Annotated in this window: 19 protein-coding genes, 2 rRNA genes and 1 pseudogene (1 of these 22 running past the window's edge); 18 read left to right on the forward strand and 4 right to left on the reverse strand. The window is 68.7% G+C overall.

The window, feature by feature from the left end:
- The 11 genes from ACTWOL_RS21440 to ACTWOL_RS21490 all read left to right on the forward strand — a co-directional run.
- Window positions 1-2,671: ribosomal RNA gene (locus tag ACTWOL_RS21440) — 23S ribosomal RNA — on the forward strand (it extends 451 nt beyond the left edge of the window).
- 83 nt (window positions 2,672-2,754) lie between these two features.
- Window positions 2,755-2,871 (forward strand): 5S ribosomal RNA (rrf, locus tag ACTWOL_RS21445).
- A 75-nt stretch (window positions 2,872-2,946) separates the two neighbouring features.
- On the forward strand, window positions 2,947-3,771 hold the full coding sequence (locus tag ACTWOL_RS21450) for a hypothetical protein (RefSeq protein WP_474298375.1): 825 nt from the start codon (window positions 2,947-2,949) through the stop codon (window positions 3,769-3,771).
- Window positions 3,772-3,780: 9 nt separating this feature from the next.
- Complete coding sequence (locus tag ACTWOL_RS21455) at window positions 3,781-4,425, forward strand: HAD family hydrolase (protein WP_474298376.1); 645 nt, start codon at window positions 3,781-3,783, stop codon at window positions 4,423-4,425.
- A gap of 43 nt (window positions 4,426-4,468) precedes the next feature.
- The gene (locus tag ACTWOL_RS21460) at window positions 4,469-5,704 is read left to right on the forward strand and encodes an MFS transporter (RefSeq protein WP_474298377.1); all 1,236 of its coding nucleotides are present in this window, start codon (window positions 4,469-4,471) and stop codon (window positions 5,702-5,704) included.
- Entirely contained in the window at window positions 5,655-6,830 is a 1,176-nt protein-coding gene (locus tag ACTWOL_RS21465; RefSeq protein WP_474298378.1) for an acetoin utilization protein AcuC, read from the forward strand. The genes ACTWOL_RS21460 and ACTWOL_RS21465 overlap by 50 nt, the downstream gene beginning before the upstream one ends.
- A gap of 111 nt (window positions 6,831-6,941) precedes the next feature.
- On the forward strand, window positions 6,942-7,757 hold the full coding sequence (locus ACTWOL_RS21470; protein WP_474298379.1) for a phosphatase: 816 nt from the start codon (window positions 6,942-6,944) through the stop codon (window positions 7,755-7,757).
- Between the two features lie 128 nt (window positions 7,758-7,885).
- Window positions 7,886-8,095: a helix-turn-helix domain-containing protein gene (locus ACTWOL_RS21475; protein ID WP_158687078.1), complete on the forward strand. Its 210-nt coding sequence runs from the start codon at window positions 7,886-7,888 to the stop codon at window positions 8,093-8,095.
- Between the two features lie 110 nt (window positions 8,096-8,205).
- Window positions 8,206-8,304, forward strand: coding sequence for a 30S ribosomal protein bS22 (locus tag ACTWOL_RS21480; protein WP_003948845.1), 99 nt, complete (start codon window positions 8,206-8,208; stop codon window positions 8,302-8,304).
- Between the two features lie 172 nt (window positions 8,305-8,476).
- The gene (locus tag ACTWOL_RS21485) at window positions 8,477-9,592 is read left to right on the forward strand and encodes an NAD-dependent epimerase/dehydratase family protein (protein WP_474298380.1); all 1,116 of its coding nucleotides are present in this window, start codon (window positions 8,477-8,479) and stop codon (window positions 9,590-9,592) included.
- A 25-nt stretch (window positions 9,593-9,617) separates the two neighbouring features.
- The gene (locus ACTWOL_RS21490; protein WP_474298381.1) at window positions 9,618-10,805 is read left to right on the forward strand and encodes a lysophospholipid acyltransferase family protein; all 1,188 of its coding nucleotides are present in this window, start codon (window positions 9,618-9,620) and stop codon (window positions 10,803-10,805) included.
- A 103-nt stretch (window positions 10,806-10,908) separates the two neighbouring features.
- Here ACTWOL_RS21490 and ACTWOL_RS21495 read toward each other — a convergent pair whose 3' ends face one another.
- From ACTWOL_RS21495 to ACTWOL_RS21505, 3 genes are all read right to left on the reverse strand, one after another.
- Window positions 10,909-12,123: a DUF5667 domain-containing protein gene (locus ACTWOL_RS21495; protein WP_474298382.1), complete on the reverse strand. Its 1,215-nt coding sequence runs from the start codon at window positions 12,121-12,123 to the stop codon at window positions 10,909-10,911.
- A gap of 323 nt (window positions 12,124-12,446) precedes the next feature.
- Window positions 12,447-13,280 (reverse strand): ECF subfamily RNA polymerase sigma factor, BldN family, encoded by an 834-nt coding sequence (locus tag ACTWOL_RS21500; protein WP_474298383.1) that lies wholly within the window; start codon window positions 13,278-13,280, stop codon window positions 12,447-12,449.
- Between the two features lie 623 nt (window positions 13,281-13,903).
- Window positions 13,904-14,857 (reverse strand): HAD family hydrolase, encoded by a 954-nt coding sequence (locus ACTWOL_RS21505; protein ID WP_474298384.1) that lies wholly within the window; start codon window positions 14,855-14,857, stop codon window positions 13,904-13,906.
- Window positions 14,858-14,995: 138 nt separating this feature from the next.
- On the opposite strand from ACTWOL_RS21505, the gene ACTWOL_RS21510 reads away from it, so the two are divergent.
- From ACTWOL_RS21510 to hemB, 6 genes and pseudogenes are all read left to right on the forward strand, one after another.
- Window positions 14,996-15,271 carry a glutaredoxin family protein gene (locus tag ACTWOL_RS21510; RefSeq protein ID WP_474298385.1) on the forward strand — a complete coding sequence of 92 codons (276 nt, stop codon included), beginning with the start codon at window positions 14,996-14,998 and terminating at the stop codon, window positions 15,269-15,271.
- Between the two features lie 273 nt (window positions 15,272-15,544).
- Window positions 15,545-16,297 (forward strand): annotated as a pseudogene (locus tag ACTWOL_RS21515) (redox-sensing transcriptional repressor Rex); the annotation flags it as partial.
- Between the two features lie 113 nt (window positions 16,298-16,410).
- Window positions 16,411-17,766: a glutamyl-tRNA reductase gene (locus ACTWOL_RS21520; RefSeq protein WP_474298386.1), complete on the forward strand. Its 1,356-nt coding sequence runs from the start codon at window positions 16,411-16,413 to the stop codon at window positions 17,764-17,766.
- Window positions 17,763-18,740, forward strand: a complete 978-nt coding sequence (hemC, locus tag ACTWOL_RS21525; protein ID WP_474298387.1) for a hydroxymethylbilane synthase — start codon at window positions 17,763-17,765, stop codon at window positions 18,738-18,740. The genes ACTWOL_RS21520 and hemC overlap by 4 nt, the downstream gene beginning before the upstream one ends.
- On the forward strand, window positions 18,737-20,404 hold the full coding sequence (locus ACTWOL_RS21530; RefSeq protein WP_474298388.1) for a bifunctional uroporphyrinogen-III C-methyltransferase/uroporphyrinogen-III synthase: 1,668 nt from the start codon (window positions 18,737-18,739) through the stop codon (window positions 20,402-20,404). The genes hemC and ACTWOL_RS21530 overlap by 4 nt, the downstream gene beginning before the upstream one ends.
- A gap of 137 nt (window positions 20,405-20,541) precedes the next feature.
- Window positions 20,542-21,540, forward strand: coding sequence for a porphobilinogen synthase (gene hemB, locus ACTWOL_RS21535; RefSeq protein ID WP_474298389.1), 999 nt, complete (start codon window positions 20,542-20,544; stop codon window positions 21,538-21,540).
- A 153-nt stretch (window positions 21,541-21,693) separates the two neighbouring features.
- Here hemB and ACTWOL_RS21540 read toward each other — a convergent pair whose 3' ends face one another.
- Window positions 21,694-22,419, reverse strand: coding sequence for a DUF4232 domain-containing protein (locus tag ACTWOL_RS21540; protein WP_474298390.1), 726 nt, complete (start codon window positions 22,417-22,419; stop codon window positions 21,694-21,696).
- Window positions 22,420-22,714: 295 nt separating this feature from the next.
- Here ACTWOL_RS21540 and ACTWOL_RS21545 point away from each other — a divergent pair, with 295 nt between their 5' ends.
- The gene (locus ACTWOL_RS21545; protein ID WP_474298391.1) at window positions 22,715-24,058 is read left to right on the forward strand and encodes a helix-turn-helix domain-containing protein; all 1,344 of its coding nucleotides are present in this window, start codon (window positions 22,715-22,717) and stop codon (window positions 24,056-24,058) included.
- Window positions 24,059-24,246 lie beyond the last annotated feature (188 nt).

Consider the following 24,246-nt stretch of genomic DNA (forward strand, 5'->3'; position numbering starts at 1 on the left):
ATTCCCAAGTAGCACGGGGCCCGAGAAATCCCGTGTGAATCTGGCGGGACCACCCGCTAAGCCTAAATATTCCCTGGTGACCGATAGCGGATAGTACCGTGAGGGAATGGTGAAAAGTACCGCGGGAGCGGAGTGAAATAGTACCTGAAACCGTGTGCCTACAAGCCGTGGGAGCGTCGGAACCTTTTCGGAGGTTCTCGTGACTGCGTGCCTTTTGAAGAATGAGCCTGCGAGTTAGCGGTGTGTAGCGAGGTTAACCCGTGTGGGGAAGCCGTAGCGAAAGCGAGTCCGAATAGGGCGATTGAGTTGCACGCTCTAGACCCGAAGCGGAGTGATCTAGCCATGGGCAGGTTGAAGCGGAGGTAAGACTTCGTGGAGGACCGAACCCACCAGGGTTGAAAACCTGGGGGATGACCTGTGGTTAGGGGTGAAAGGCCAATCAAACTCCGTGATAGCTGGTTCTCCCCGAAATGCATTTAGGTGCAGCGTCGTGTGTTTCTTGCCGGAGGTAGAGCACTGGATAGGCGATGGGCCCTACCGGGTTACTGACCTTAGCCAAACTCCGAATGCCGGTAAGTGAGAGCGCGGCAGTGAGACTGTGGGGGATAAGCTCCATGGTCGAGAGGGAAACAGCCCAGAGCATCGACTAAGGCCCCTAAGCGTACGCTAAGTGGGAAAGGATGTGGAGTCGCAGAGACAACCAGGAGGTTGGCTTAGAAGCAGCCACCCTTGAAAGAGTGCGTAATAGCTCACTGGTCAAGTGATTCCGCGCCGACAATGTAGCGGGGCTCAAGCGTACCGCCGAAGTCGTGTCATTGCAGTATGTACCCCCAACGGGGACTGTGATGGGTAGGGGAGCGTCGTGTGCCGGGTGAAGCAGCCGCGGAAGCGAGTTGTGGACGGTTCACGAGTGAGAATGCAGGCATGAGTAGCGATACACACGTGGGAAACGTGTGCGCCGATTGACTAAGGGTTCCTGGGTCAAGCTGATCTGCCCAGGGTAAGTCGGGACCTAAGGCGAGGCCGACAGGCGTAGTCGATGGACAACCGGTTGATATTCCGGTACCCGCTTTGAAGCGCCCAATATCGAATCCATTAATGCTAAGGCCGTGAAGCCGCCCTTGATCTCTTCGGAGTGAGGGGGAGTGGTGGAGCCGCTGATCCAAGGTGGTAGTAGGTAAGTGATGGGGTGACGCAGGAAGGTAGTCCAGCCCGGGCGGTGGTTGTCCCGGGGTAAGGGTGTAGCCCGAGAGATAGGTAAATCCGTCTCTCATACAGGGTGAGACCTGATGCCGAGCCGATTGTGGTGAAGTGGATGATCCTATGCTGTCGAGAAAAGCCTCTAGCGAGTTTCATGGCGGCCCGTACCCTAAACCGACTCAGGTGGTCAGGTAGAGAATACCGAGGCGTTCGGGTGAACTATGGTTAAGGAACTCGGCAAAATGCCCCCGTAACTTCGGGAGAAGGGGGGCCACGTCTGGTGATCCGATTTACTCGGTGAGCTGGGGGTGGCCGCAGAGACCAGCGAGAAGCGACTGTTTACTAAAAACACAGGTCCGTGCGAAGCCGTAAGGCGATGTATACGGACTGACGCCTGCCCGGTGCTGGAACGTTAAGGGGACCGGTTAGCTCCATTTCGGTGGGGCGAAGCTGAGAACTTAAGCGCCAGTAAACGGCGGTGGTAACTATAACCATCCTAAGGTAGCGAAATTCCTTGTCGGGTAAGTTCCGACCTGCACGAATGGCGTAACGACTTCTCGACTGTCTCAACCATAGGCCCGGTGAAATTGCACTACGAGTAAAGATGCTCGTTTCGCGCAGCAGGACGGAAAGACCCCGGGACCTTTACTACAGTTTGATATTGGTGTTCGGTTCGGCTTGTGTAGGATAGGTGGGAGACTTTGAAGCGGCCACGCCAGTGGTTGTGGAGTCGTCGTTGAAATACCACTCTGGTCGTGCTGGATGTCTAACCTGGGTCCGTGATCCGGATCAGGGACAGTGTCTGATGGGTAGTTTAACTGGGGCGGTTGCCTCCTAAAGAGTAACGGAGGCGCCCAAAGGTTCCCTCAGCCTGGTTGGCAATCAGGTGTTGAGTGTAAGTGCACAAGGGAGCTTGACTGTGAGACCGACGGGTCGAGCAGGGACGAAAGTCGGGACTAGTGATCCGGCGGTGGCTTGTGGAAGCGCCGTCGCTCAACGGATAAAAGGTACCCCGGGGATAACAGGCTGATCTTCCCCAAGAGTCCATATCGACGGGATGGTTTGGCACCTCGATGTCGGCTCGTCGCATCCTGGGGCTGGAGTCGGTCCCAAGGGTTGGGCTGTTCGCCCATTAAAGCGGTACGCGAGCTGGGTTTAGAACGTCGTGAGACAGTTCGGTCCCTATCCGCTGCGCGCGCAGGAGTCTTGAGAAGGGCTGTCCCTAGTACGAGAGGACCGGGACGGACGAACCTCTGGTGTGCCAGTTGTTCTGCCAAGGGCATGGCTGGTTGGCTACGTTCGGGAGGGATAACCGCTGAAAGCATCTAAGCGGGAAGCCTGCTTCGAGATGAGGACTCCCACCCACTTGATGGGGTAAGGCTCCCAGTAGACGACTGGGTTGATAGGCCGGATATGGAAGCACGGTAACGTGTGGAGTTGACCGGTACTAATAGGCCGAGGGCTTGTCCTCAGTTGCTCGCGTCCACTGTGTTAGTTCTGAAGTAACGAACACGCCCCCGTTTATGCCGGTGGTGTTTGATTTCTTCATAGTGTTTCGGTGGTCATAGCGTTAGGGAAACGCCCGGTTACATTTCGAACCCGGAAGCTAAGCCTTTCAGCGCCGATGGTACTGCAGGGGGGACCCTGTGGGAGAGTAGGACGCCGCCGAACAATTTGTAGCCTCAACCCCCGGACTATGTCCGGGGGTTGAGGCATTTCTGCGTTGTGGGTCAGTACGATCGCGCCATGTGCATATCGATCGCGCCGGCCACGTTCTCCGGAACCACCCTCTACGCCGGTCGTCGACGGCATCCGGAACACGGACTGATCCACGTCGTCGGGTACCAGAACACGGCGGTCAACCTCGCCGACGGGCCGAACGCCATGCTTCTGCACCTGCCGGCCCAAGGGATGAGCCCCGAGAACTTCCTGTCCACCGGGAGGGAACGTGACATCCTCCAGCGCATGGTCGACGCGGTACGGCCCGTATCCGTGGGCATGCCGGCGCTCATGGACTGGATGGAAGCAGCGCCTCGGTCCGCCCCCGTCCAGGTCTTCGAGCACGACGTCTACACCGTCCTGCTCGCCGCCGACCCGACGCTGATTCCCGCCGCCCTCAGCCAGGTCCCGTGGCACAAGCGGCCGCACCTCGAGCCGTCCCTCTTCGACTTCTACGCCGACCACTTCCCCGACCACACCGTCGCGGTCTGCTGCTTCGACAACGCCCAGGCGCAACAGGCCAAGCCGTTGCTGCTGTGGTACGAGCCCAATGACCCCGACGAGCTGCGGCTCCCCGCCCTGGACTGCCACACGGGCGGGGCACCGGACCTCGATGCCGAAGTCGAGGTCGACCACTGGGTCGTCTTCGGCACGGACGAGGCACCGGACGACTGGGGCTCACCGGTCGATTACCCGCCCAGGATGAGGGACCGGCTGCGTGAGTTCCTTCCCGCCACGGTCGTCGGCACCTACGTCGGGGGCCGGCTTCCGAACGGGGACTTCGCACTGTCGCACGCCGACCTCCTCGCCGATGACATGGGCGCCGTACGCCGTCTGCGGCCCGCTTCCTAGTCTGGTCCCATGCGCTACGACCTGGTCATCTTCGACAACGACGGCATACTCGTCGACAGCGAGCCCATCGCCAACAAGATCCTCGCCGGGTATCTGACCGAACTGGGGCACCCCACCTCGTACGAGGAATCGGTGCGGGACTACATGGGCTCCGCCGTGCACCGCATCCACGAACTCGTCAGGGCGCGGACCGGACAGCGGCTGCCCGAGGACTTCGACGACACCCTGCACGCCCGCACCTTCGCGGCGTTCGAGCGGGAGTTGCGGCCCGTGCCCGGTATCGGCGCCGTACTGGAGAAGCTGGTCGCCGACGAGGTGCCGTACTGCGTGGCCTCGTCGGGCAGCCATGAGCGCATCCGGGTCGGTCACCGCACCACCGGGCTGGACAGCTGGTTCCGGGACGAGAACATCTTCAGCGCCCAGGACGTGGGACGGGGCAAGCCGGCGCCGGATCTGTTCCTCCACGCCGCCGAGCGCATGGGAGCGCCGCCGGAGCGCTGTGTCGTCGTGGAGGACAGCCCTCTCGGAGTGGCCGCCGCACGCGCCGCAGGCATGGACGTGTACGGCTTCACCGCGATGACCGCGGCCGGGAAACTGCAGGGAGCCAGGGGGTACTTCGGGGACATGGCGGAGTTGCTCGGATTGCTCGTGTGATCCGTCTACCCAGCGGTAGTTGAGCGCCTTACGCTGTGCGGCCATGACCATCGCTCATGCGCCGCTGCGGCACGGTCGGGCTTCGCTGGCGCTCGGCTTCTGTGCGCAGGGCGTGACCTTCGCCCTGCTCGTGACGCGGATACCCGCGATCCAGGACCGGTACGGCATATCCGACGCGCTGCTGCCGCTCTTCCTGGCGGCCGTGCCGATCCTGGCCGGAGTGGGCAGTGTGGCCACCGAGAAGCTGGTGGCGCGCGTGCGGCCCGCGGCCGTGCTGCGCTGGTCCCAGCCGGTCGTACTGCTCGCCCTGCTGGCCGTGGGCGCCGGGACGGAACTGTGGCACGTGGCCACGGCACTCGGTGCGTTCGGTCTGGCCGTCGGCGCCCTGGACGCGTCCATGAACATGCTCGGGGTGCGCCTCCAGCGGGAGTACGGGCGCAGCATCATGCTCGGCTTCCACGCGGCGTTCAGCCTGGGCGGGATCGCCGGTGCCTCGCTGGCCTGGGCCGGTGCGCACTGGGGGCTGCCGCTGGTGGTGCTGTATCTGCCGGTGGTGGCGGTGCTGCTGCCGACGGCGCTCATCGGCAGCCGCTGGTACCTGGACACGCGCGAGGAGCTCTCCGGCCACACGGCGGAGGCCGCGGACCGCAGTGGCGGTACGGCTGTGGCGTTCTCGGCGCTGCTGCCGCTGTGCCTCGTGATGACCTTCGCGTACATCGGGGACTCGACGGTCTCCAACTGGAGCGCCAAGTACCTCCAGGACGTACTGGGGAGCTCGGAGGAGCTGGCGACCGTTCCGTACAACGCCTACATGGTGACGACGCTGCTGGGGCGGGCCGTGGGGGACCTGGGGGTGCGGCGCTTCGGTGCGGTGGCCGTGGTGCGCTGCGGGACGGTGCTGGCAGCCGGGGGCTTCGCGGTGGTCGCGATGGCCCCGGGAGCGTGGACGGGGCTGGCCGGTTTCACCCTGCTCGGCCTGGGGCTGTGTGTGATCGTGCCGCAGACCTTCGCCGCCGGCGGAAGGCTGTTCCCGGGCGCCAGCGACGTGGCCGTGGCACGGCTGAACGTCTGCAACTATGTCGGCTTCCTGGTCGGCTCGCCTCTCGTCGGAGTGCTCGGGGACTTCTGGAACTACCGGGGCGCGATGCTGGTGCCGATGGTGTTGGTGCTCGTGACGCTGGTGTACGCCCGCTCGTTCGCGCCGGAGCCCGACCGATACGGTGACGCTCATGAGCGGCCGCGCACAGTTGATGTGGGACGAGGCGGTAACGAAGTATGACTTCGGACCCGGCCATCCGATGGATCCGGTACGGCTCGCGCTGACCATGGGGTTGGTGCGGGCGTACGGGCTGGACCGAGCGGTGGACGTGGTCGCGGCGAAACCCGCCGGCCCCTCCACCCTGCGGCTGGTCCACCGCGAGGACTATGTGGCCGCCGTGCGGGCGGCGTCCCAGAACCCGCGGGAGGCCGACCAGGCGTACGGCCTGGGGACCATGGACGATCCGGCCTTCGCCGGGATGCACGAGGTCGCCGCGCTGATCGCGGGACAGTCCGTGGGCGCGGCGGAGGCGGTGTGGCGCGGGGACGCCGCTCATGCCGTGAATTTCGCGGGCGGCCTGCACCATGCGATGCCGGGGGCGGCGTCGGGCTTCTGCATCTACAACGACGCCTCGCTCGCGATCGCCCGGCTGCTGGAACTGGGTGCGGAACGCGTCGCCTACGTGGACGTCGACGTGCACCACGGGGACGGGGTGCAGGCCGCGTTCTGGGACGACCCGAGAGTGCTGACGATCTCGCTGCACGAGCATCCGCGGATGCTCTTCCCGGGGACGGGCTGGCCGGAGGAGACGGGCGGGGAGGGAGCCGCCGAAGGGTCCGCGGTCAATGTGGCGCTGCCCGCCGGCACCGGCGACGAAGGATGGCTGCGGGCGTTCCACGCGGTGGTGCCCGAGCTTCTGGCCGAATTCCGGCCCCAGGTCCTGGTGACCCAGCACGGGGCGGACACGCACTTCGAGGATCCGCTCGCGCATCTGGCGGTCTCCCTGGACGCGCAGCGACTGGTGCAGGAGGCCTGCCACGCACTGGCCCACGAGCATGTCGAGGACGCGCGGTGGATCGCCCTCGGCGGTGGCGGATACGCGGTGGTGGACGTCGTGCCGCGGTCGTGGACGCATCTCGTGTCGATCGCCGCGCACGCGCCGGTGGACCCCGAGTCCGAGGTTCCGTCGCAGTGGCGTGACGAGGTCTATGCGCGCACACGGCAGTTGGCGCCGGGACGGATGACGGACGGGCGTACGCCGCGGTGGCAGGAGTGGGAGAGCGGGTACGACCCGGCTGACCGCCTGGACCAGGCCGTGCTGGCGACCCGGCGGGCCGCCTTCCCGCTGCGGGGCATGCTGGCGTGACACACGGCCGTCCCCGGCCCCTGCGCCGGGGTCGGCCCGGGCGTTACGCCGACCGTGCGGATTCAACGGGGTTTCCGGGCGCGCCAGGGGGCCCTGCGGGAGCATCGGCATGTGTTGAGCAGGGGAGCGCTGCGGGCGCATCTGTTGGCGGCGAGACTGGCGGGACCGGTGGCCACGTCACGGGAGGAGAGCCTGCGCAGCTATCGGCTGTTCGCGGCGCGGGATCCCCGCGTGATGCTCGGACTCGATCCCGAGTGGGTATGGGCTGAGCGGGATCTGATCGCACTGATGGCCGACAAGTGCGGTGTTTCGGACGATCCTGGTGATGTTTCCGGCCCGGATGTGATCAACCCCGAAAAGACGCTGAGCGGGCTGGATGCCTTCGCCGAGCGGCTGGCCGAGGCGGCGGCCCGGCGGACCCCGGTGCTGTTCGGGACCGGGCATCCGCACCGCCTCCTCGGCTTCTACGCCGAGCTGGCAGACGCTTTGTCGGCGGTGGGCTGTGCTGTGCTCACACCCGCGCAGGGGCGATGTGTCGACATAACGACCCGGTTCGGCGTACGCACGTACAACCTGGACTACGTCAGGGGAGTTGCCCTGGTGCGGGAACGGCAGGCGCGCGAGGCGGGCCGGAGGCTGGGCGCGCACACCCACTCACCCCTGCCGGTTCGGGTCGCTCTGGAGGGCTTGGCCGAAGCCGGGGATCCGCTTCCAGGGCTGGTCGTCGGTGACCACGGCTGGGTCTGCGGTGCAGGTCAGCTCGGGTTCGACGCCATCGGGTTGGCGGACACCGACGATCCGGCGCTGTTCGTCGGCGAGGCCGAGGGCCGGGTCTCGGTCGCCGTTCCGCTTGATGACGCTGTGCGGTCCGATTACTACCGGCCGCTTACTCGCTATGTACTCAATCGAGCGTGTCTGTCACAGTAAACGGCCGATGGCTGCTCCTCTTCCCCACTCGCACCACCCGCCCCTAGTCTGGTGAGTGAGCGCACCGCGACGAAGAGTCACCGGAGGGGAAGCCGGTGTGCGTCGTGTGCGGAAGGTACAGGTGGGACATGGCTGCTGGCGAGAGGCCTCTCAACGAGGTCAAGTTTCTGACCGTGGCGGAAGTCGCCTCGGTGATGCGGGTGTCGAAGATGACGGTGTACCGGTTGGTGCACAGCGGACATCTGCCGGCAATCAGGGTGGGGAGGTCTTTCCGGGTGCCGGAGCAAGCGGTTCACGAATATCTCCGCGAGTCCTTCGTGGGGGTCGAATCGGCCTGAGATGTCCCCTCGGTTACAAGCTCGCCGCTCGGGCCGGTAGGCTAGGCCGACGTAGGTCGTGTGGGCCCAGACGCCCCGCACCGAGTGAAGAGAAGTGAGCGAGGGTAGTCGTGGGCTCTGTTATCAAGAAGCGGCGCAAGCGGATGGCGAAGAAGAAGCACCGCAAGCTGCTCAAGCGCACGCGCGTTCAGCGTCGCAACAAGAAGTAGGCGACGGCTGTCCGTGAGCCAAGCGGCCCTTCCACCAGCACGGTGGGAGGGCCGCGGCGCGTCGTACGACGTTGGGGGCAAAGAGCCGTGAAGACTGCCCCGGGGTCATCACAGCGCAACATCAACCCGCTACGGTGACGCGTAGGGGAGAAGCGAACGGAAGGCGCTGATCTTGGGCAAGGTCGTGCTCGTCACCGGTGTGGCCAGGCAACTCGGGGGCCGCTTCGTACGACGCATCCAGCGGGACCCCGAAGTCGACCGGGTGGTCGGCGTGGACGCGGTGACCCCCGAGCACCATCTCGGCGGTGCCGACTTCGTCCGGGCGGACATCCGTCAGCCGGCCATAGCGCGTGTGCTGGCCGAGCACGGCGTCGACACCGTCGTCCACATGGACGTCACGGGCACGCCGTTGGGCTCCGGCGGCAGGGCCACGGTCAAGGAGACCAACGTGATCGGCACCATGCAGCTGCTCGGTGCCTGTCAGAAGTCCCCCACCATCAAGCGTCTGGTCGTCAAGTCCAGTACGAGCGTGTACGGCTCGGCGCCACGTGACCCGGCCGTCTTCACCGAGACCACCCCGCCCAAGTCGCTGCCCAGCGGCGGCTTCGCCAAGGACGCCGTGGAGGTGGAGGGGTACGTCCGCGGTTTCGCCCGGCGCAGGCCGGACGTCGCGGTCTGTGTGCTGCGTTTCGCGAACATCCTCGGGCCCCGGGCCGACTCCCCGCTCGCCGACTACTTCTCGCTGCCCGTGCTGCCGACGGTCTTCGGTTACGACCCGCGGCTGCAGTTCGTCCACGAGGACGACGTCATCGAGGTGCTGCGCCTGGCCTCGCACGAGCCGCGCCGCGGAACACTCAACAGCGGCACGTTCAATGTGGCCGGTGAAGGGGTGCTGCTGCTGTCCCAGTGCTCGCGGCGGCTCGGCCGTCCGACGGTGCCGGTGCTGCTGCCCGCGGTCACCTGGGTCGGCTCGGCCCTGCGCACGGTCGGGATCACCGACTTCTCCCCGGAGCAGATTCGATTGCTCACCCACGGCCGGGTGGTGAGCACGGTCCAGATGCGCGAGACGCTGGGCTTCGCACCCGCCTATACGACGGCCGGGACCTTCGCGGAGTTCGCACGCAGCCGGGCCCCTGGGCTGCTGCCGCCCGAGACAGTCGGCCGGGCGGTGGACAGGCTCGCCGCGCTGCCGGCGGTCGGGGGCCGTACGAGGGTGGGCACTGCCTTCGGCGGCAGCGCGAGCACCGCCGCGACACGCACGGCGAACAGCACTCAGAGCGCCGGATAGCGCCGGATAAGGAGCGCAAGCAACGATGGCGGACGCCAAGGTCATTCCGTTCGACGACGACCGGTCGCGTGCGGGCACGTCGCCACGCGCGGTGCGGCGACGCCCGGGGGCAAGCCGGCGGAAGGCTCCCGCCGAGGCGGTGGCGATGCGTGAGGTGCCCGCAGGAGCCCTGCCGGGGCAGTCCGACGGAGAGCTGCCCGGCGCGGCTGCCAAGGACGTGACGCCGGGCACCGCCGCGAGGGGGGCGGGCGTGACCCCTCAGGGACCGGACACCGCTCGTATGGGCATGAGTTCGGCCGGCTCTCGCAGCGGGCCGGAGACGGGCGGCCCGGCAGGAGCTGCCGCCAGCCGGCGCGGCAGCTCTGATCGTCAGGGCGGCTGGGACCGGCGGATCGCGGGCGGACTGGCGTTTCTGCGGCGCAGGCTCACCGGGGACTACGAGGTCGACGAGTTCGGTTACGACAAGGAGCTCACCGATCAGGTGCTCATGTCGCTCGTCCGTCCGGTGTACGAGAAGTACTTCCGTGTCGAGGTGAAGGGCATCGAGAACATCCCGTCGCACGGTGGTGCTCTCGTGGTGGCCAACCATTCGGGAACGCTGCCGCTCGACGGTCTGATGATGCAGGTGGCCGTGCACGACAACCACCCCGCGGACCGGCATCTGCGGCTGCTCGCCGCGGATCTGGTGTTCATGCTGCCGGTGATAAACGAACTGGCGCGTAAGGCAGGGCACACGCTGGCGTGCACGGAGGACGCCGAGCGGCTGCTGCAGCAGGGCGAGGTCGTCGGGGTGATGCCAGAGGGCTTCAAGGGCATCGGAAAGCCCTTCAGCGAGCGTTACAAGCTGCAGCGGTTCGGACGGGGCGGATTCGTCTCCACGGCGCTGCGAGCGGGCGTACCGATCGTGCCCTGCTCGATCGTCGGGGCGGAGGAGATCTATCCGATGATCGGCAACGCGAAGACGCTGGCGCGGCTGCTGGGTTTCCCGTACTTCCCGCTGACGCCGACCTTCCCCTGGCTGGGACCGCTCGGAGCGGTGCCGCTGCCGACGAAGTGGACGATCCAGTTCGGGGAGCCGATCCCGACCGACGGCTATCCGCCGGAGGCGGCGGAGGACCCGATGCTGATGTTCAACCTGACCGACCAGGTGCGGGAGCAGATCCAGCACACGCTCTACAAGCTGCTGGTGCAGCGGCGGTCCGTCTTCTTCTGACCGGGCGTATGGGCGCATTGGGCACATGAGTGAGGGGGAGAGGCACAACGCCTCTCCCCCTCACTCATGTGACAGGGCCTGGTCCTGTCCTCAGGGCTGTCCCTTAGCCGCCGTCCTCGGCCTCGAGGCCAAGGTCCGGAAGCAGCCCGGGCAGCAGCGGCGGGATGGTGACGTCCGGCATGGGCGGCGCCGCAGGACCACCGGACGGCAGGGCCGGTGCGATGCTGCTCGGTGGTGGGAGCAGATCGCCGGTGCCGCCGTCGAGCAGACCTTCGTCCTGCGACGGTCCCGAGCCGGAGGGTCCGGGGCGGCTGTCGTACTGCGGATCGCTCATGGCCGGCGAAGACGGCGCGGACGAGCCCGTGCCGTACGAACCCGCACCGCGAGAGCGCTCCGGGTTCGCCCCGGGGTGCTGGGGGCCGGCGCTCTCCTTCTTCGGAGCGCGGGGGAGCAGCGACTGGAGCGGCCCGACCTCTTGGTCTATGGCGTCGAAGACCGAACTCACTTCCTCGCCCACGTCATTGAGCTGGACCGGGAGGCGGTTGCGCAGCCCGTTCCAGGTGTCGCGGTGGGAGAGCGAGAAGGAGGACAGGGTCGCGATCGGGGTGAGTGAACCGTCCCGCTCGTATGCCTGGTGGAGGAGGCGGTGCCCTTCCGAGGCGTCGTGACGCATCCCGGTCAGGGCGCGCCTGACCTCGCCGAGCGACTCGTGGTCCATATCCCCGGCACGGCCGCGCTCCATCAGCCGACGGGCCTCACTGAGCCGGGTCGACGCCTGGTCGAGATAGAGGCTGCCCCGGTCGGCGTCGTCGTCGGTCATCCCCAGCCTGAAGTCCTCCATGCCCCGTTTCAGCCCGTAGAGCGAGTCGCCGGGGAGGGAATCGGAGCTGGCGGCGGCCACTCCGCCGAAGGCACCGGCGGCGACTCCGACCGTGAGGCCTCCGGCAGCCAGGCCTTTGGACCAGCGGGAGCGTGGGCGCAGCTTCCCCAGCGGCGACGCCCGGTGGGCGCCCCGGCCGGAGCCGCGCTGTCCCGGGACGGCAGTGCGCCCCGGGACACCTCCTCCGGAAGCCGTGCCCTCCAGGAGCATGGCCTCCATGGCGGCGACGAGCTGCGCTCGCTGCACCACCTTGACCTCGGGATCCAACGCGGGCTTCGGCAGCTCACCGAGGCCGTTCGCCAGAGCCAGCAGCCTTGTCTGTTCGGCCGGTTCGGCCGAATCCTCGGGCTGCTCGGCCGCCGTGCCCAGAAGCGTCTGATCCTCCAGGCCCTGGGCGAAGGCGTTCGCCCGCCGGTGCGCCGAAACGTTCGCGATCACTGGCGGCACCTCCTCTCGTCATGACGGTCGACTCCCCGGGGGGTCCGGAAGGTTGCACGCCTTGAGCACATCCACACGAATGAGTGAGTGGCCGCGGACATGACGTGACCGCAGGGAGCCTGCATTCCGCACAACGAGCGGCTCGGCAGTTGGGTTACGCGCGAAGGATGATCGGACCAGTGCGTCATCAGCCGCTCACGGGTGGTGAGTTGAAGGGACGGGGGCAGCGTGGGGGGCTGGTGCGTGGGGGTGGTACACGGGGCGGTGCGCCGGCGTACGGGCCGAACGCGGGCCTCGCGGGAGGGGGAGCGGGCCACGGAGGGTCAGCGGGCGTCGTCGGGGAGGAGCCGGGCCAGGGTGCGGACCGCGCGGTACTGCAGTGTCTTGATCGCACCTTCGTTCTTGCCCATCACACGTGCGGTCTCGGCGACCGACAGGCCCTGCAGGAAGCGCAGCGTGACGCACTCCTGCTGCTGCGGGTTGAGTTTGCGGACGGCCTCGAGCAGCGCGGCGTTCGAGAGCGACTCGAGTACCGACTCCTCGGGACTGCGCTCGACCTCGTTGGCGTCGAGCATTTCTCCGGTGGTCACTTCCAGTCGGAAGCGGCTCGACTTGAAGTGGTCGGCGACCAGATTGCGGGCGATGGTGACCAGCCAGGCGCCGAAGTCGCGGCCCTGCCAGGTGAAGGTCGAGATACGGCGCAGCGCGCGCAGAAAGGTCTCGCTGGTGAGGTCCTCGGCCGTCGCCTTGCCGCCGACGCGGTAGTAGATGTAGCGGTAGACCGTGTCGCTGTACTGGTCGTAGAGGCGGCCGAAGGCTTCGGCCTCGCCCGCCTGGGCGCGCTCGACGAGCTCCATCATGCGCGCGCTGTCGCTGTCGGCGCTGGGGCGGCGGGCGGTGGTGGAGGTGCCGCGGCCGCTCCTTCTGCCGATCTCCCGTCCGTCGCCGGACCGGCGCCCATCGACGACACCACTGCGCCCCTTCTCGATTCCGTCCGTCAGGGCGTAGCAGGGACCGGCAGGGCCGAGGGCGGCCGAGCTCGGCGTGGCGAAGGCGGGGACGGCGTACGCGGTGGGGACGAAGCCGCGCAAGTGGTCGGCGACCGTTGCGCGCAGCGTAGCCAGGCCCGAGGCGTCAACCCCGACGTGTGGGTACACGGGACTCCCAGAGGCAGAGCTTCCATCACGTGCAGTGCGGGACCGTTCACTCGTCGTGGCGACGTGTGGGGTCCTTAATGCGTCTGAGGAGAATAACGCTTCGTACAGGCGGCGCTACACCCAGTTGCTCAAATCATCGATTCCGTCGCTTCTGTTACGGCAAAGCGACGGGTGAAGTAGCAGATTGTGATCGATTACTGATCGGATTACTTCGGAATCAGCTGGGGCCGGTGACGGGTTGTGCTCGGTCGTCCGCAATGCGACAGGCCGTGCGTGCGGCGGGTGAGCCGACGTGGATGCGGTGCGCGGCGCGCGGGGGTGTCGTTCCGGCCGGAGGTGGCACGTTCGTAGGCGGCCGCGGTGAGAAATGCGTGCAAAGGTGTGCGAACGCGTGCAGGTATCTGCGGATCCGGGCAGGTATTCGCATGCACGTGGCGGGTCCGAGCGCAGAGCTGTCCGGGCGGTTCACGCACTCGTCCGGATCTGTACGGATCGCTTCGGCCCAGGGGGAGGCTTCCGGCCCCGGCGCTGGGGGGTTCCCTGCCGGCGACGGCATTGGGCCGCGCGGCAAGGGGTGGCTCGGGCGGGGCTGCCGGGTACGGGCGGGTCGGTCCTTTGTCGCGTCAGCGGCGCCTGCGGTGCAGGGCGACGGCGGCCGCGGTGCCGCCCGCCAGTGCGCCGACGCCCGCCGCCGCGGGGATGCCGACCTTGGCCGCCTTGCGGCCGGTGCGGTAGTCGCGCAGTCGCCAGTCGCGCTCGCGCGCGTACTTGCGCAGCTTGGTGTCCGGGTTGATCGCGTACGGGTGCCCGACCAGGGTCAGCATCGGGATGTCGTTGTGCGAGTCGCTGTACGCCGCGCAGCGGGCGAGGTCCAGGCCTTCCGCCCCCGCCAGCGCCCGTACCGCCTCGGCCTTCGCCGGACCGTGCAGCGGTTCGCCGACCAGCTTCCCGGTGTAGACGCCGTCGACGGACTCGGCGACCGTGCCGAGCGCGCCCGTCAGCCCGAGCCGCCGGGCGATGATCGTCGCGGTCTCCACCGGCGCAGCCGTGACCAGCCACACTTTTTGTCCCGCGTCGAGGTGCGCCTGGGCGAGTGCACGGGTGCCGGGCCAGATGCGGTCGGCCATGTACTCGTCGTAGATCTCCTCGCCGATCGACATCAGCTCCGAGACCCGGTGGCCCTTGACGATGGACAGCGCGGACTCGCGCACGTCCTGCATGTGCTCCGGATCCTCGACCCCGGCGAGCCGGAACCATGTCTGCTGCCAGGCGAACCGGGCCAGCTCGCGGCGCTGGAAGAACTTCCGCTTGTACAGTCCCCGGCCGAAGTGGAAGATCGCGGCGCCCTGCATGACGGTGTTGTCGAGGTCGAAGAAGGCCGCGGCGCGGGCGTCCCCGGCGACGGGGAAGTCCGGCTCCTTGCGCTGTGCCTCCCCGGCCGCGCCGTCCGTGGTTCCGTCGCCTTCGGCGAGCTGTTGCGAGGTCTTGCGCGCCGCCTCGGCGGCGGCCTCGCCTGCCAGGACGCTCCGGGCGGTAGCGGAGCGCCTACGTGGGGTGAGCCATCCCAGTGCGGCCATGGCGTGAGCATAGCCAGTCGGCCCGGTGCTTCCCGACTCACGGGGATGCGAAGGCGTGAACTCTCGGTGGCCGGATTGTTAAACGCGACCAATCGGGCGCGCGACCGGCAGTGGAGGCTCGGGGCGGAGAATGGGGTCATGAGTCCTCTGCTGCGGCGCACGAAGAAGAAGGCCGGCGAACGTGTCGTGACCTTGATCGGGAAGCCCGGATGTCATCTCTGTGACGACGCCCGGGCCGTGATCGAGAAGGTGTGCGCGGAGACCGGTGCCGCATGGGAGGAGAAGGACATCACCCGTGACGAGGCGCTCCACCGGGCGTACTGGGAGCAGATCCCGGTCGTGCTGGTGGACGGCGAGCAGCACACGTTCTGGCGTGTGGACGCGGACCGGCTCCGCCGCGAACTGGGGGCGTGACCCGAAAGGCGGTTACCATCGTGGGCGTTTTGCCGGCGTCTCGGGGGCGCGGCCACAGGAGAGTGGAGTGCTTTGCCCTCTTCGGTTTTTCAACGGCAGGGAGCGGTGCGCGGTTCCGGAACCGCGCGATCGGTCCGCGTGACCCCGGTCACTTTGGTCGGACAAAGCGGACACCATCTTTGTGCACGCGTTCACAAAGACATAGCCTGCATTCGACGGGGCGGTCCTGGGACGTACGGCCGCCTGCAGCCTCGCTCATCCCGCAGGAGCACCGTGGCAACTGGCCGAACTCACCGACCGGCGACTCGTAGCCGAGGAATCCCCGAGGCCACCGTCGCCCGACTTCCGCTGTACCTGCGCGCACTGACCGCGCTGTCGGAGCGCTCCGTGCCCACGGTCTCCTCCGAGGAGCTGGCGGCGGCGGCGGGGGTGAACTCCGCGAAGCTGCGGAAGGACTTCTCGTACCTCGGCTCGTACGGGACCCGCGGTGTCGGCTACGACGTGGAGTACCTCGTCTACCAGATCTCCCGCGAGCTCGGCCTCACCCAGGACTGGCCGGTAGTGATCGTCGGTATCGGTAACCTCGGCGCCGCCCTCGCCAACTACGGAGGCTTCGCCTCCCGTGGCTTCCGGGTCGCCGCGCTGATCGACGCGGACCCGGCGATGGCCGGGAAGCCGGTCGCCGGGATCCCCGTCCAGCACACGGACGAGCTGGAGAAGATCATCTCCGACAACGGCGTGTCCATCGGGGTCATCGCGACCCCGGCGGGCGCCGCGCAGCCGGTGTGCGACCGGCTGGTCGCCGCCGGTGTGACCTCGATCCTCAACTTCGCTCCCACCGTGCTGTCGGTCCCCGACGGCGTCGACGTGCGCAAGGTCGACCTCTCGATCGAGCTGCAGATCCTCGCGTTCCACGAGCAGCGCAAGGCCGGCGAGGAGCCGGAGGGGGACGCGGACGTGGCACAGGTGGCCGCCGACGAGGCGACGACGGGTGCTGGCGCCGGATCCGGCGCCGCGGCCGTGCCCGCCGATGTGGAAGAGCCCGCAGGCGCCGGTGCGACGGCCGACGCCGGTGCGACGGCCGGTGGCGGCTCCGGCCGGAAAGGGCCCGACGGGGATGTCCCCGCCGTGATGCCGGCATGAGCCTCCTGGTCGTCGGACTCAGTCACCGCAGCGCTCCGGTCAGCGTGCTGGAGCGTGCCTCGCTGTCCAAGGACACGCAGGTCAAGCTGCTGCACGACACCCTCGCCGCGGAGCCGGCGGCCGAGGCCTCGGTCCTTGCCACCTGCAACCGCATCGAGCTCTACGCCGACGTCGACAAGTTCCACGCCGGTGTCGCCGAGCTGTCGACCCTGCTCGCCCGGCACAGCGGCGTCGGGCTGGAAGAGCTCACCCCCTATCTCTACGTGCACTACGAGGACAGGGCCGTCCACCACCTCTTCTCGGTGGCCTGCGGTCTCGACTCGATGGTCATCGGCGAGGGGCAGATCCTCGGCCAGATCAAGGACGCCCTCGCGCTGGGCCAGGAGCTGCACACCGCGGGCCGGCTGCTGAACGACCTCTTCCAGCAGTCGCTGCGGGTCGGCAAGCGCGCCCACAGCGAGACCGGGATCGACCGTGCCGGACAGTCGCTCGTCACCTTCGGGCTCGAGCAGCTGTCCCAGGGCACCCCGGTCGACGTCTGGGCGAAGGGCAAGCGGGCCCTGGTCATCGGTGCCGGCTCGATGTCCTCGCTCGCAGCCGCGACCCTCGCGAGGGCCGGTGTCTGCGAGGTCGTCGTCGCCAACCGGACGCCGGAGCGGGCCGAGCGGCTCGTCCAGATCCTGACCGAGCCCGGGGGCACGGGCGTGCGCGCCCGCGCCGTCGACATGGCCGCGACCGACGAGGAACTGACACGTGCCGACGTCGTCGTCTCGTGCACCGGGGCGACGGGGCTGGTGCTGGGAGCGGACGCGGTCGAGACCGCGCTCAAGGGCCGCGACACGTGCCTCGCTCTGCTCGACCTCGCCATGCCCCGCGACATCGACGCCGCGGTGCACCGCTTCGACGGGGTCCGTCTCGTCGACATCGAGTCGCTCGCCGAAGCCTCGGCGGACGCCCCGATGGCCGCCGATGTCGACCAGGTGCGCACCATCGTCGCCGACGAGGTGGCGGCGTTCGGTGCGGCACAGCGCGCCGCGCACATCACGCCGACCGTCGTCGCCCTGCGTACCATGGCCGCCGATGTCGTCGCCGGGGAAGTGGCGCGGCTGGAGGGCCGGCTGCCCGACCTGGACGAGCGGCAGCGAGCGGAGGTCGCCCAGACCGTGCGCCGCGTCGTCGACAAGCTTCTGCATGCGCCCACCGTGCGGATCAAGGAGCTCGCGGCGGAGCCCGGCGGCGCCGGGTACGCCGACGCGCTGCGCACACTCTTCGACCTCGACCCGGAGACGGTCGCCGCCGTCAGCCGGGCCGACCTGAACGACGCCGACGTCAAGAACCGAGGGCGAGTATGACCGAGAGGGCCGAGAAGGCCGACAAGGCTCTGAGGCTGGGGACCAGGCGCAGCAAGCTCGCCATGGCCCAGTCCGGGCAGGTGGCGGAGGCGGTGACCCGGTTGACCGGCCGTCCCGTCGAACTCGTCGAGATCACGACGTACGGCGACACCTCCCGTGAGCACCTCGCGCAGATCGGCGGCACCGGGGTGTTCGTCACCGCGCTGCGCGACGCGCTGCTCGCGGGTGAGGTCGACTTCGCGGTGCACTCGCTGAAGGACCTGCCGACCGCGCAGCCGCAGGAGCTGACGCTGGCCGCGATCCCGCTCCGCGAGGACCCGAGGGACGTGCTCGTCGCCCGTGACGGACTGACGCTCGACCGGCTGCCGAACGGCGCCCGGATCGGCACCGGTTCGCCGCGGCGGATGGCACAGCTCAACGCCCATGCGCGTGCGCACGGGCTGGAGATCGAGACCGTGCCGATCCGGGGGAACGTCGACACCCGGATCGGATACGTACACAGTGGGGAGCTCGATGCCGTGGTGCTGGCCGCGGCAGGGCTCAACCGCATCGGCAGGATCGACGAGGTGACCGACTTCCTGTCGGTCGACGCGGTGCTGCCCGCCCCCGGCCAGGGGGCTCTGGCGGTCGAGTGTCTCGCCGAGAACACCGACCTGACCGCCGCGCTCGCCGGACTCGACGACCCGCACACCCGGGCCGCCGTGACCGCCGAGCGTTCCCTGCTCGCCGCCTTGGAGGCCGGCTGCAGCGCACCCGTGGGTGCGCTCGCCGACCTGCCGGGAGACGGACAGGATGTTCATGAGATGCGCCTGCGGGGTGTCGTCGGTACGACCGACGGCTCGACGCTGGTGCAGCTGTCCACCACCGGTCCCGTACCCACGTCGCACGACGCGGCCGTCGCGCTCGGCCGCGAGCTCGCGGTCGAGATGCTTGCCAAGGGTGCGGCCGGTCTTATGGGGGAGCGAGCACTTTGAGCCCCACCACCACTGCCACATCCGCCTCGTCGGCGTTCTCCGCACAGGGGCATGTCACCTTCCTCGGCGCCGGTCCCGGTGACCCGGGGCTGCTGACGCTGCGCGCCGTGGAGGCGCTGGCGGGCGCGGACGTGCTGATCGCCGAGCCCGATGTCCTCGAGGTCGTTCGCGGCCATGCGCGGGCAGGCGTGAGCGCGCCGGAGCTGACGGTTGTCGACGAGGCGTCAACAGCCGCCGGTGTCCCTGTGTTGAGGGATGCGGCCAATCTTGTCATGGAGGCCGCACGGGGCGGCAAGCGGGTCGTCCGTGCGGTGTGCGGTGATCCCGGGCTCGACGGCGACGCAGGCCGGGAGATGCTCGCCTGCGCGGCGGAAGGCATTCCGTTCGAGGTCGTGCCGGGCGTCGCGACGGTGGTGGGCGTGCCCGCGTACGCCGGCGTGCCGCTGCGCGACGGGCAGGGCACCGATGTGCGTTTCATCGACGCCCGTACGGCCGACGAGCGCTGCTGGACCGAGATCGGGGCATCGGACGGGACCGTCGTCGTCTCCACCTCGCTTGACGCGGTGACCGCCGCGGCCGGTGAACTCGTCGCGGCCGGCCGCAAGCCGGACACCCCGCTGACGGTGACCGTGGCCGGTACGACGACGCGCCAGCGGACCTGGACCGCGACGCTCGGGACCATCGCCCAGGTCTTCAAGCAGGGCAAGGTGCTGCCGTCGCCGGAGGGCCACCGGCCCGTCATAGCCGTGGTCGGCGAGCGCAGTGCCCCGGCCCAGCGTGACCAGCTCGCGTGGTTCGAGTCCAAGCCGCTGTTCGGCTGGAAGGTCCTCGTGCCGCGTACGAAGGAACAGGCGGCCTCGCTCTCCGACCAGCTGCGTTCGTACGGCGCGGTGCCCCACGAGGTACCGACGATCGCCGTCGAACCGCCGCGCACGCCGCAGCAGATGGAACGCGCCGTCAAGGGGCTGGTGACCGGGCGCTACGAGTGGATCGCCTTCACCAGCGTCAACGCCGTCAAGGCGGTGCGTGAGAAGTTCGAGGAGTACGGGCTCGACGCCCGCGCCTTCGCCGGGATCAAGGTCGCCGCCGTGGGCGAGCAGACGGCCCGCGCCCTGATCGAGTTCGGCGTCAAGCCGGACCTGGTGCCCAGCGGCGAGCAGTCGGCCGCCGGACTCCTCGAGGACTGGCCGCCGTACGACCCGGTGTTCGACCCGATCGACCGGGTGTTCCTGCCGCGGGCCGACATCGCCACGGAGACGCTGGTGGCGGGTCTGATCGAGCTCGGCTGGGAGGTCGACGACGTCACGGCCTACCGGACCGTACGGGCGTCGCCGCCGCCGGCGGAGACCCGCGAGGCGATCAAGGGCGGCGGTTTCGACGCCGTTCTCTTCACGTCGTCGTCGACGGTGCGGAACCTGGTCGGCATCGCAGGAAAGCCGCACAACGTGACCGTGATCGCGTGCATCGGTCCCGCGACCGCCAAGACGGCGGAGGAGCACGGGCTTCGGGTGGACGTGCTGTCGCCCGAGCCGTCGGTGCACAAGCTGGCCGAGGCACTGGCGCAGTTCGGAGCGCGCCGCCGAGAGACCGCCGTGGAAGCGGGGGACCCGGTGACGAGGCCGAGCGAGCGGCGGCCGGGGGCGCGCAGGCGCCGTACGACCTGAGCCGAGGGCCACAGCACTAGGCACTCCAAGGGGCCATGGGGCTTGCTCCCCATGGCCCCTTCGCCGTGCGTGCGGGGCCCCGTGCACCGGCGCTCTGTCGGTAAGTGCGTCCCGTGGACGGGCGTAGCGTGGGGCGTATGACTGTGTACGGATCCTTCCCCGGCGCGCGGCCGCGACGGCTGCGTACGAGCCCCGCGATGCGGCGCATGGTCGCCGAGACCCGGCTGCACCCCGCCGACCTGATCCTTCCCGCGTTCGTCCGGGAGGGCGTGAGCGCGCCGGTGCCGATCGCCGCGATGCCCGGGGTCGTCCAGCACTCGCTGGACACCCTGCGGAAGGCCGCCGTCGAGGCCCGCGAGGCCGGTGTCTCCGGGATCATGCTGTTCGGTGTGCCGGAGGACGCGAAGAAGGACGCCGCGGGGACCGCGGGGACGGACCCGGAAGGGATCCTCCAGGTCGCGATCCGGGCGGTGAAGGAGGAGGTCGGCGACGAGCTCGTGATCATGTCCGATCTCTGTCTGGACGAGTACACCGATCACGGCCACTGCGGGGTGCTCGACACCGAGGGGCGTGTCGACAACGACGCCACGCTGGAGCGGTACGCCGAGATGGCGCAGGTCCAGGCGGACGCGGGCGTCCATGTGGTCGGTCCCAGCGGGATGATGGACGGCCAGGTCGGCGTCGTCCGTGACGCCCTGGACACCATCGGCAAGGAGGACGTCTCGATCCTCGCCTACACCGCCAAGTACTCCTCGGCCTTCTACGGGCCGTTCCGGGAGGCGGTGGCCTCGTCCCTGAAGGGCGACCGCAAGACGTACCAGCAGGATCCGGCGAATCTGCGGGAGTCCCTGCGCGAGTTGGCGCTCGACTTGGAAGAGGGCGCCGACATGGTGATGGTCAAGCCCGCCGGACCGTATCTCGACGTGCTCGCCCGGGTGGCGGACGCGGTGGACGTACCCGTGGCCGCGTACCAGATCTCCGGTGAATACGCGATGGTCGAGGCCGCGGCGGAGAAGGGCTGGATCGACCGCGACAAGGCGGTCCTGGAGACGCTGACCGGGATCAAGCGGGCGGGCGCCCAGATGATCCTGACGTACTGGGCGACGGAGGCCGCACAGAAGCTGGCCCGCGTCTGACGCAGCCGGTGGGCGGCGTCGGACACGGGCCGGTGGACGGCGTGGGCCGCGGTGGTCGAGGGCCGGCGGGCTGGGGGAGAACCGCCGCCGGCTCTTGTCGGCTCTCGGTTGCGTACCAAGCGCCCCCTGGCGCGGACGCGGCAAGAGCCGGGATCAGTGGCTGAGCGCGTCCTGCATGTCGCTCAGCCAGTAGGTGACCTCCGCGTTGTCGTCGAGGAAGGTCCCCGACGGGAGGTTGAGGTTGACAGCCTTGCCCACCGAACCGGTCAGGCTCTTCGGGGCGAACAGCACGCCCAGCTTCTTCGCGGTGTAGCCCTTGCCGCCCGCGCCGGGTTCACCGGTCAGCCTGATCGCGGCGTAGGCGGACTCGCCCGGGGCGAGGGTGGTGACGGCCTGCGGCTTACTGTCCTCGTTGATCTGCGTGGCGGCCTGTGCGTCGTCGAAGCGGAGCAGCGGAGCGCCGTAGGCGTTGCAGGTGCCGGAACCGGTGTTGGTGACGGTGAGCAGCAGGTGGTTGATCGGGCGGGCGACCTTGCTGACCTTGACCTTGGTGTTGGCGGTGGTGCAGGTGGTGGGGTTGCCACTGGTGCTCTTGCTGCCCGTGCTCTGCTTGCCGCCCGAGGACTTGGAGCCTGCGGACTCGGAGCCTGCGGACTTTGATGCGCCGCCGGTCGAAGAGGCCTGGGCGCTGTTGCCGGTGGAGCCCGACGACGCGTTGGCGTTGGCATCGGAGCCCGCCGCGGCGGGGGCACTGGCGCCGGTCTTGCCGCCCGAGGAGTCGGCCGCGCCCGTCTTGGCGTCGTTCTGGCAGGCCGTCAGGGACAGCCCGGCCACGAGTACGACGGTGGCGATGGCGGTGCGGGTACGGAAGGTGTTCATGGTGGTCGACTCCCCGTGGGTGATCGGTGTGTGTCACATGCGGTTGTTCAGTGCGATCAGAACCGCGATGCAGAGGATCAGCACTCCGGTCGCGACAGCGTCGGTGACGCTCAGTCGGATTCGCATGTCGGCTCCCGGTTCGGTGGTGCTGCACAAACCTTGTGGGCCGAGTGGCTGTTGGGACAACGGATCCAGGACAATGGGGGAAGGTGGAATGCCGGGACGGGCTTGACCAGCGGAAATACCCATTGCCTGGAATGCGTTCCAGGGACGATGGGCGACGAGGGGGTCGGGATTGGGGACGGAATCGAGCGGCTTCGCGGAGCTGCTGAGCACCCTGAAGGAACGCTCCGGGCGTAGCTACGGGGCACTCGCCAGAGCGCTGCACATGAGTACGTCGACACTGCACCGCTACTGCAACGGGGATGCCGTTCCGACGGACTACGCCCCCGTGGAGCGCCTCGCACGGGTGTGCGGCGCGAGCTCCGACGAGTTGGTGGAGCTGCACCGGCGCTGGATCGTGGCCGACGAAGCGCGCCGGCGAGGCCGGTCCGCTTCCGCGGAGCCGTCCGCCGGGCCGTCCGCCGACGCGGAGCCTGCGCCCGTCCCGGTCCACGCACCCGACGTGGTCGCGGACGGGAACGCGCCCGGGGCGGAGCCCGGCACCGAGGCGGACGAAGCGGACGGACCGCCGTCCCCCGAACAGGCGGTGGCCGGGAATGCCCGCGGGATGCGCAAGCGCATCCCGCGGATCGCTTTGGCCACGGCCGTCGTTCTCGCCGTGGCCGTCTCGGGCGCCATCGCGGTCGGCCGGTTGCAGGGCGGCGCGAAGACGCACGACAGCGGCGGGAAGAAGGAGCCCGCCGGGGTCGTGGCGGGAGCCGGGACCGCAACGCCCTCCGCACCGGCGCGGGCGTCCTCCTCACCGAGTGGCAGTGCCTCACCAGACGGCAAGAAGCCGAGCGGCTCCCCGTCGGGCGGTGAAAGCTCCGGCAGTTCGGGGCCGTCCGAGGAGAAGGGCGGCGATGTCGCACCGAGCGCCGGCATCAGCTCGTACAACTGGGACAAGCCGTGCGGCGAGGTCTACGTCCTCGAGCAGAAGCCCGACCAGGTTCCCGCGCCGCCCCCTCCGCAGGACATGCAACGCTGGCGCCGCACTCTGGGCGCTGTCCCCGGTGGCAACTTGAGGCTTCAGGTGACCGCGACGGGCAACGCGGACAAGGCCGTCCTCCTCACCTCACTGAACGTGCGGGTCGTCGGAAAGAGCAAAGCCCTGGACTGGGGGGTGTACTCCATGGGAGAGGGCTGCGGCGGCGGTATCACCCCACAGACCTTCAACGTCGACCTGGACGCCGGCCGACCGACGGCCAAGCCCGTGGCCGGAGGCGACGAAGACAACGTTGTGCCGGCGAAGAACTTCCCGTTCTCGGTCTCCGCCAAGGACCCGCAGGTCCTCAATCTCGATGTTCACACGGAAGACCACGACGTCCAGTGGTATCTGGAGCTCGGCTGGAGCAGCGGCGACCGGTCCGGGACGCTCCGCATCGACGATGAGGGGAAGCCCTTCCGCACCAGCGCCATCGAGGGGCGCAAGGTGTACGACTACTGGCGGGACACGGACGAGTGGAAAGTCCAGTAGCGATCCGCAGGGGCTGGTCCGCGCTCGCCGCGGACCGGCACCGGAGCCGTGGCCGGAATCATGACCCTGGGTGGTCAGTCCGACGGGATCCGTGCCCGGCTCGACTCCTGGCGGCACGCCGGCCTCGGCGGGACCCTCCTGGCCGTCAATCCGGGGTGACACGCGCCCCGCTACCCGTGCCGGTGCAG

It is taken from the genome of Micromonospora sp. IBHARD003, assembly GCF_056106285.1.

Excerpts from the sequence above, each read along its gene's own strand:
- ACTWOL_RS21465 (WP_474298378.1), top strand. The coding sequence starts at position 5,655 with ATGAGCGGCCGCGCACAGTTGATGTGGGACGAGGCGGTAACGAAGTAT.
- hemC (WP_474298387.1), top strand. The coding sequence starts at position 17,763 with ATGACCGAGAGGGCCGAGAAGGCCGACAAGGCTCTGAGGCTGGGGACC.
- ACTWOL_RS21490 (WP_474298381.1), top strand. The coding sequence starts at position 9,618 with ATGGCGGACGCCAAGGTCATTCCGTTCGACGACGACCGGTCGCGTGCG.
- ACTWOL_RS21520 (WP_474298386.1), top strand. The coding sequence starts at position 16,411 with ATGAGCCTCCTGGTCGTCGGACTCAGTCACCGCAGCGCTCCGGTCAGC.
- ACTWOL_RS21540 (WP_474298390.1), bottom strand. The coding sequence starts at position 22,419 with ATGAACACCTTCCGTACCCGCACCGCCATCGCCACCGTCGTACTCGTG.
- ACTWOL_RS21475 (WP_158687078.1), top strand. The coding sequence starts at position 7,886 with ATGGCTGCTGGCGAGAGGCCTCTCAACGAGGTCAAGTTTCTGACCGTG.
- ACTWOL_RS21510 (WP_474298385.1), top strand. The coding sequence starts at position 14,996 with ATGAGTCCTCTGCTGCGGCGCACGAAGAAGAAGGCCGGCGAACGTGTC.
- ACTWOL_RS21455 (WP_474298376.1), top strand. The coding sequence starts at position 3,781 with ATGCGCTACGACCTGGTCATCTTCGACAACGACGGCATACTCGTCGAC.
- hemB (WP_474298389.1), top strand. The coding sequence starts at position 20,542 with ATGACTGTGTACGGATCCTTCCCCGGCGCGCGGCCGCGACGGCTGCGT.
- ACTWOL_RS21460 (WP_474298377.1), top strand. The coding sequence starts at position 4,469 with ATGACCATCGCTCATGCGCCGCTGCGGCACGGTCGGGCTTCGCTGGCG.
- ACTWOL_RS21505 (WP_474298384.1), bottom strand. The coding sequence starts at position 14,857 with ATGGCCGCACTGGGATGGCTCACCCCACGTAGGCGCTCCGCTACCGCC.
- ACTWOL_RS21450 (WP_474298375.1), top strand. The coding sequence starts at position 2,947 with ATGTGCATATCGATCGCGCCGGCCACGTTCTCCGGAACCACCCTCTAC.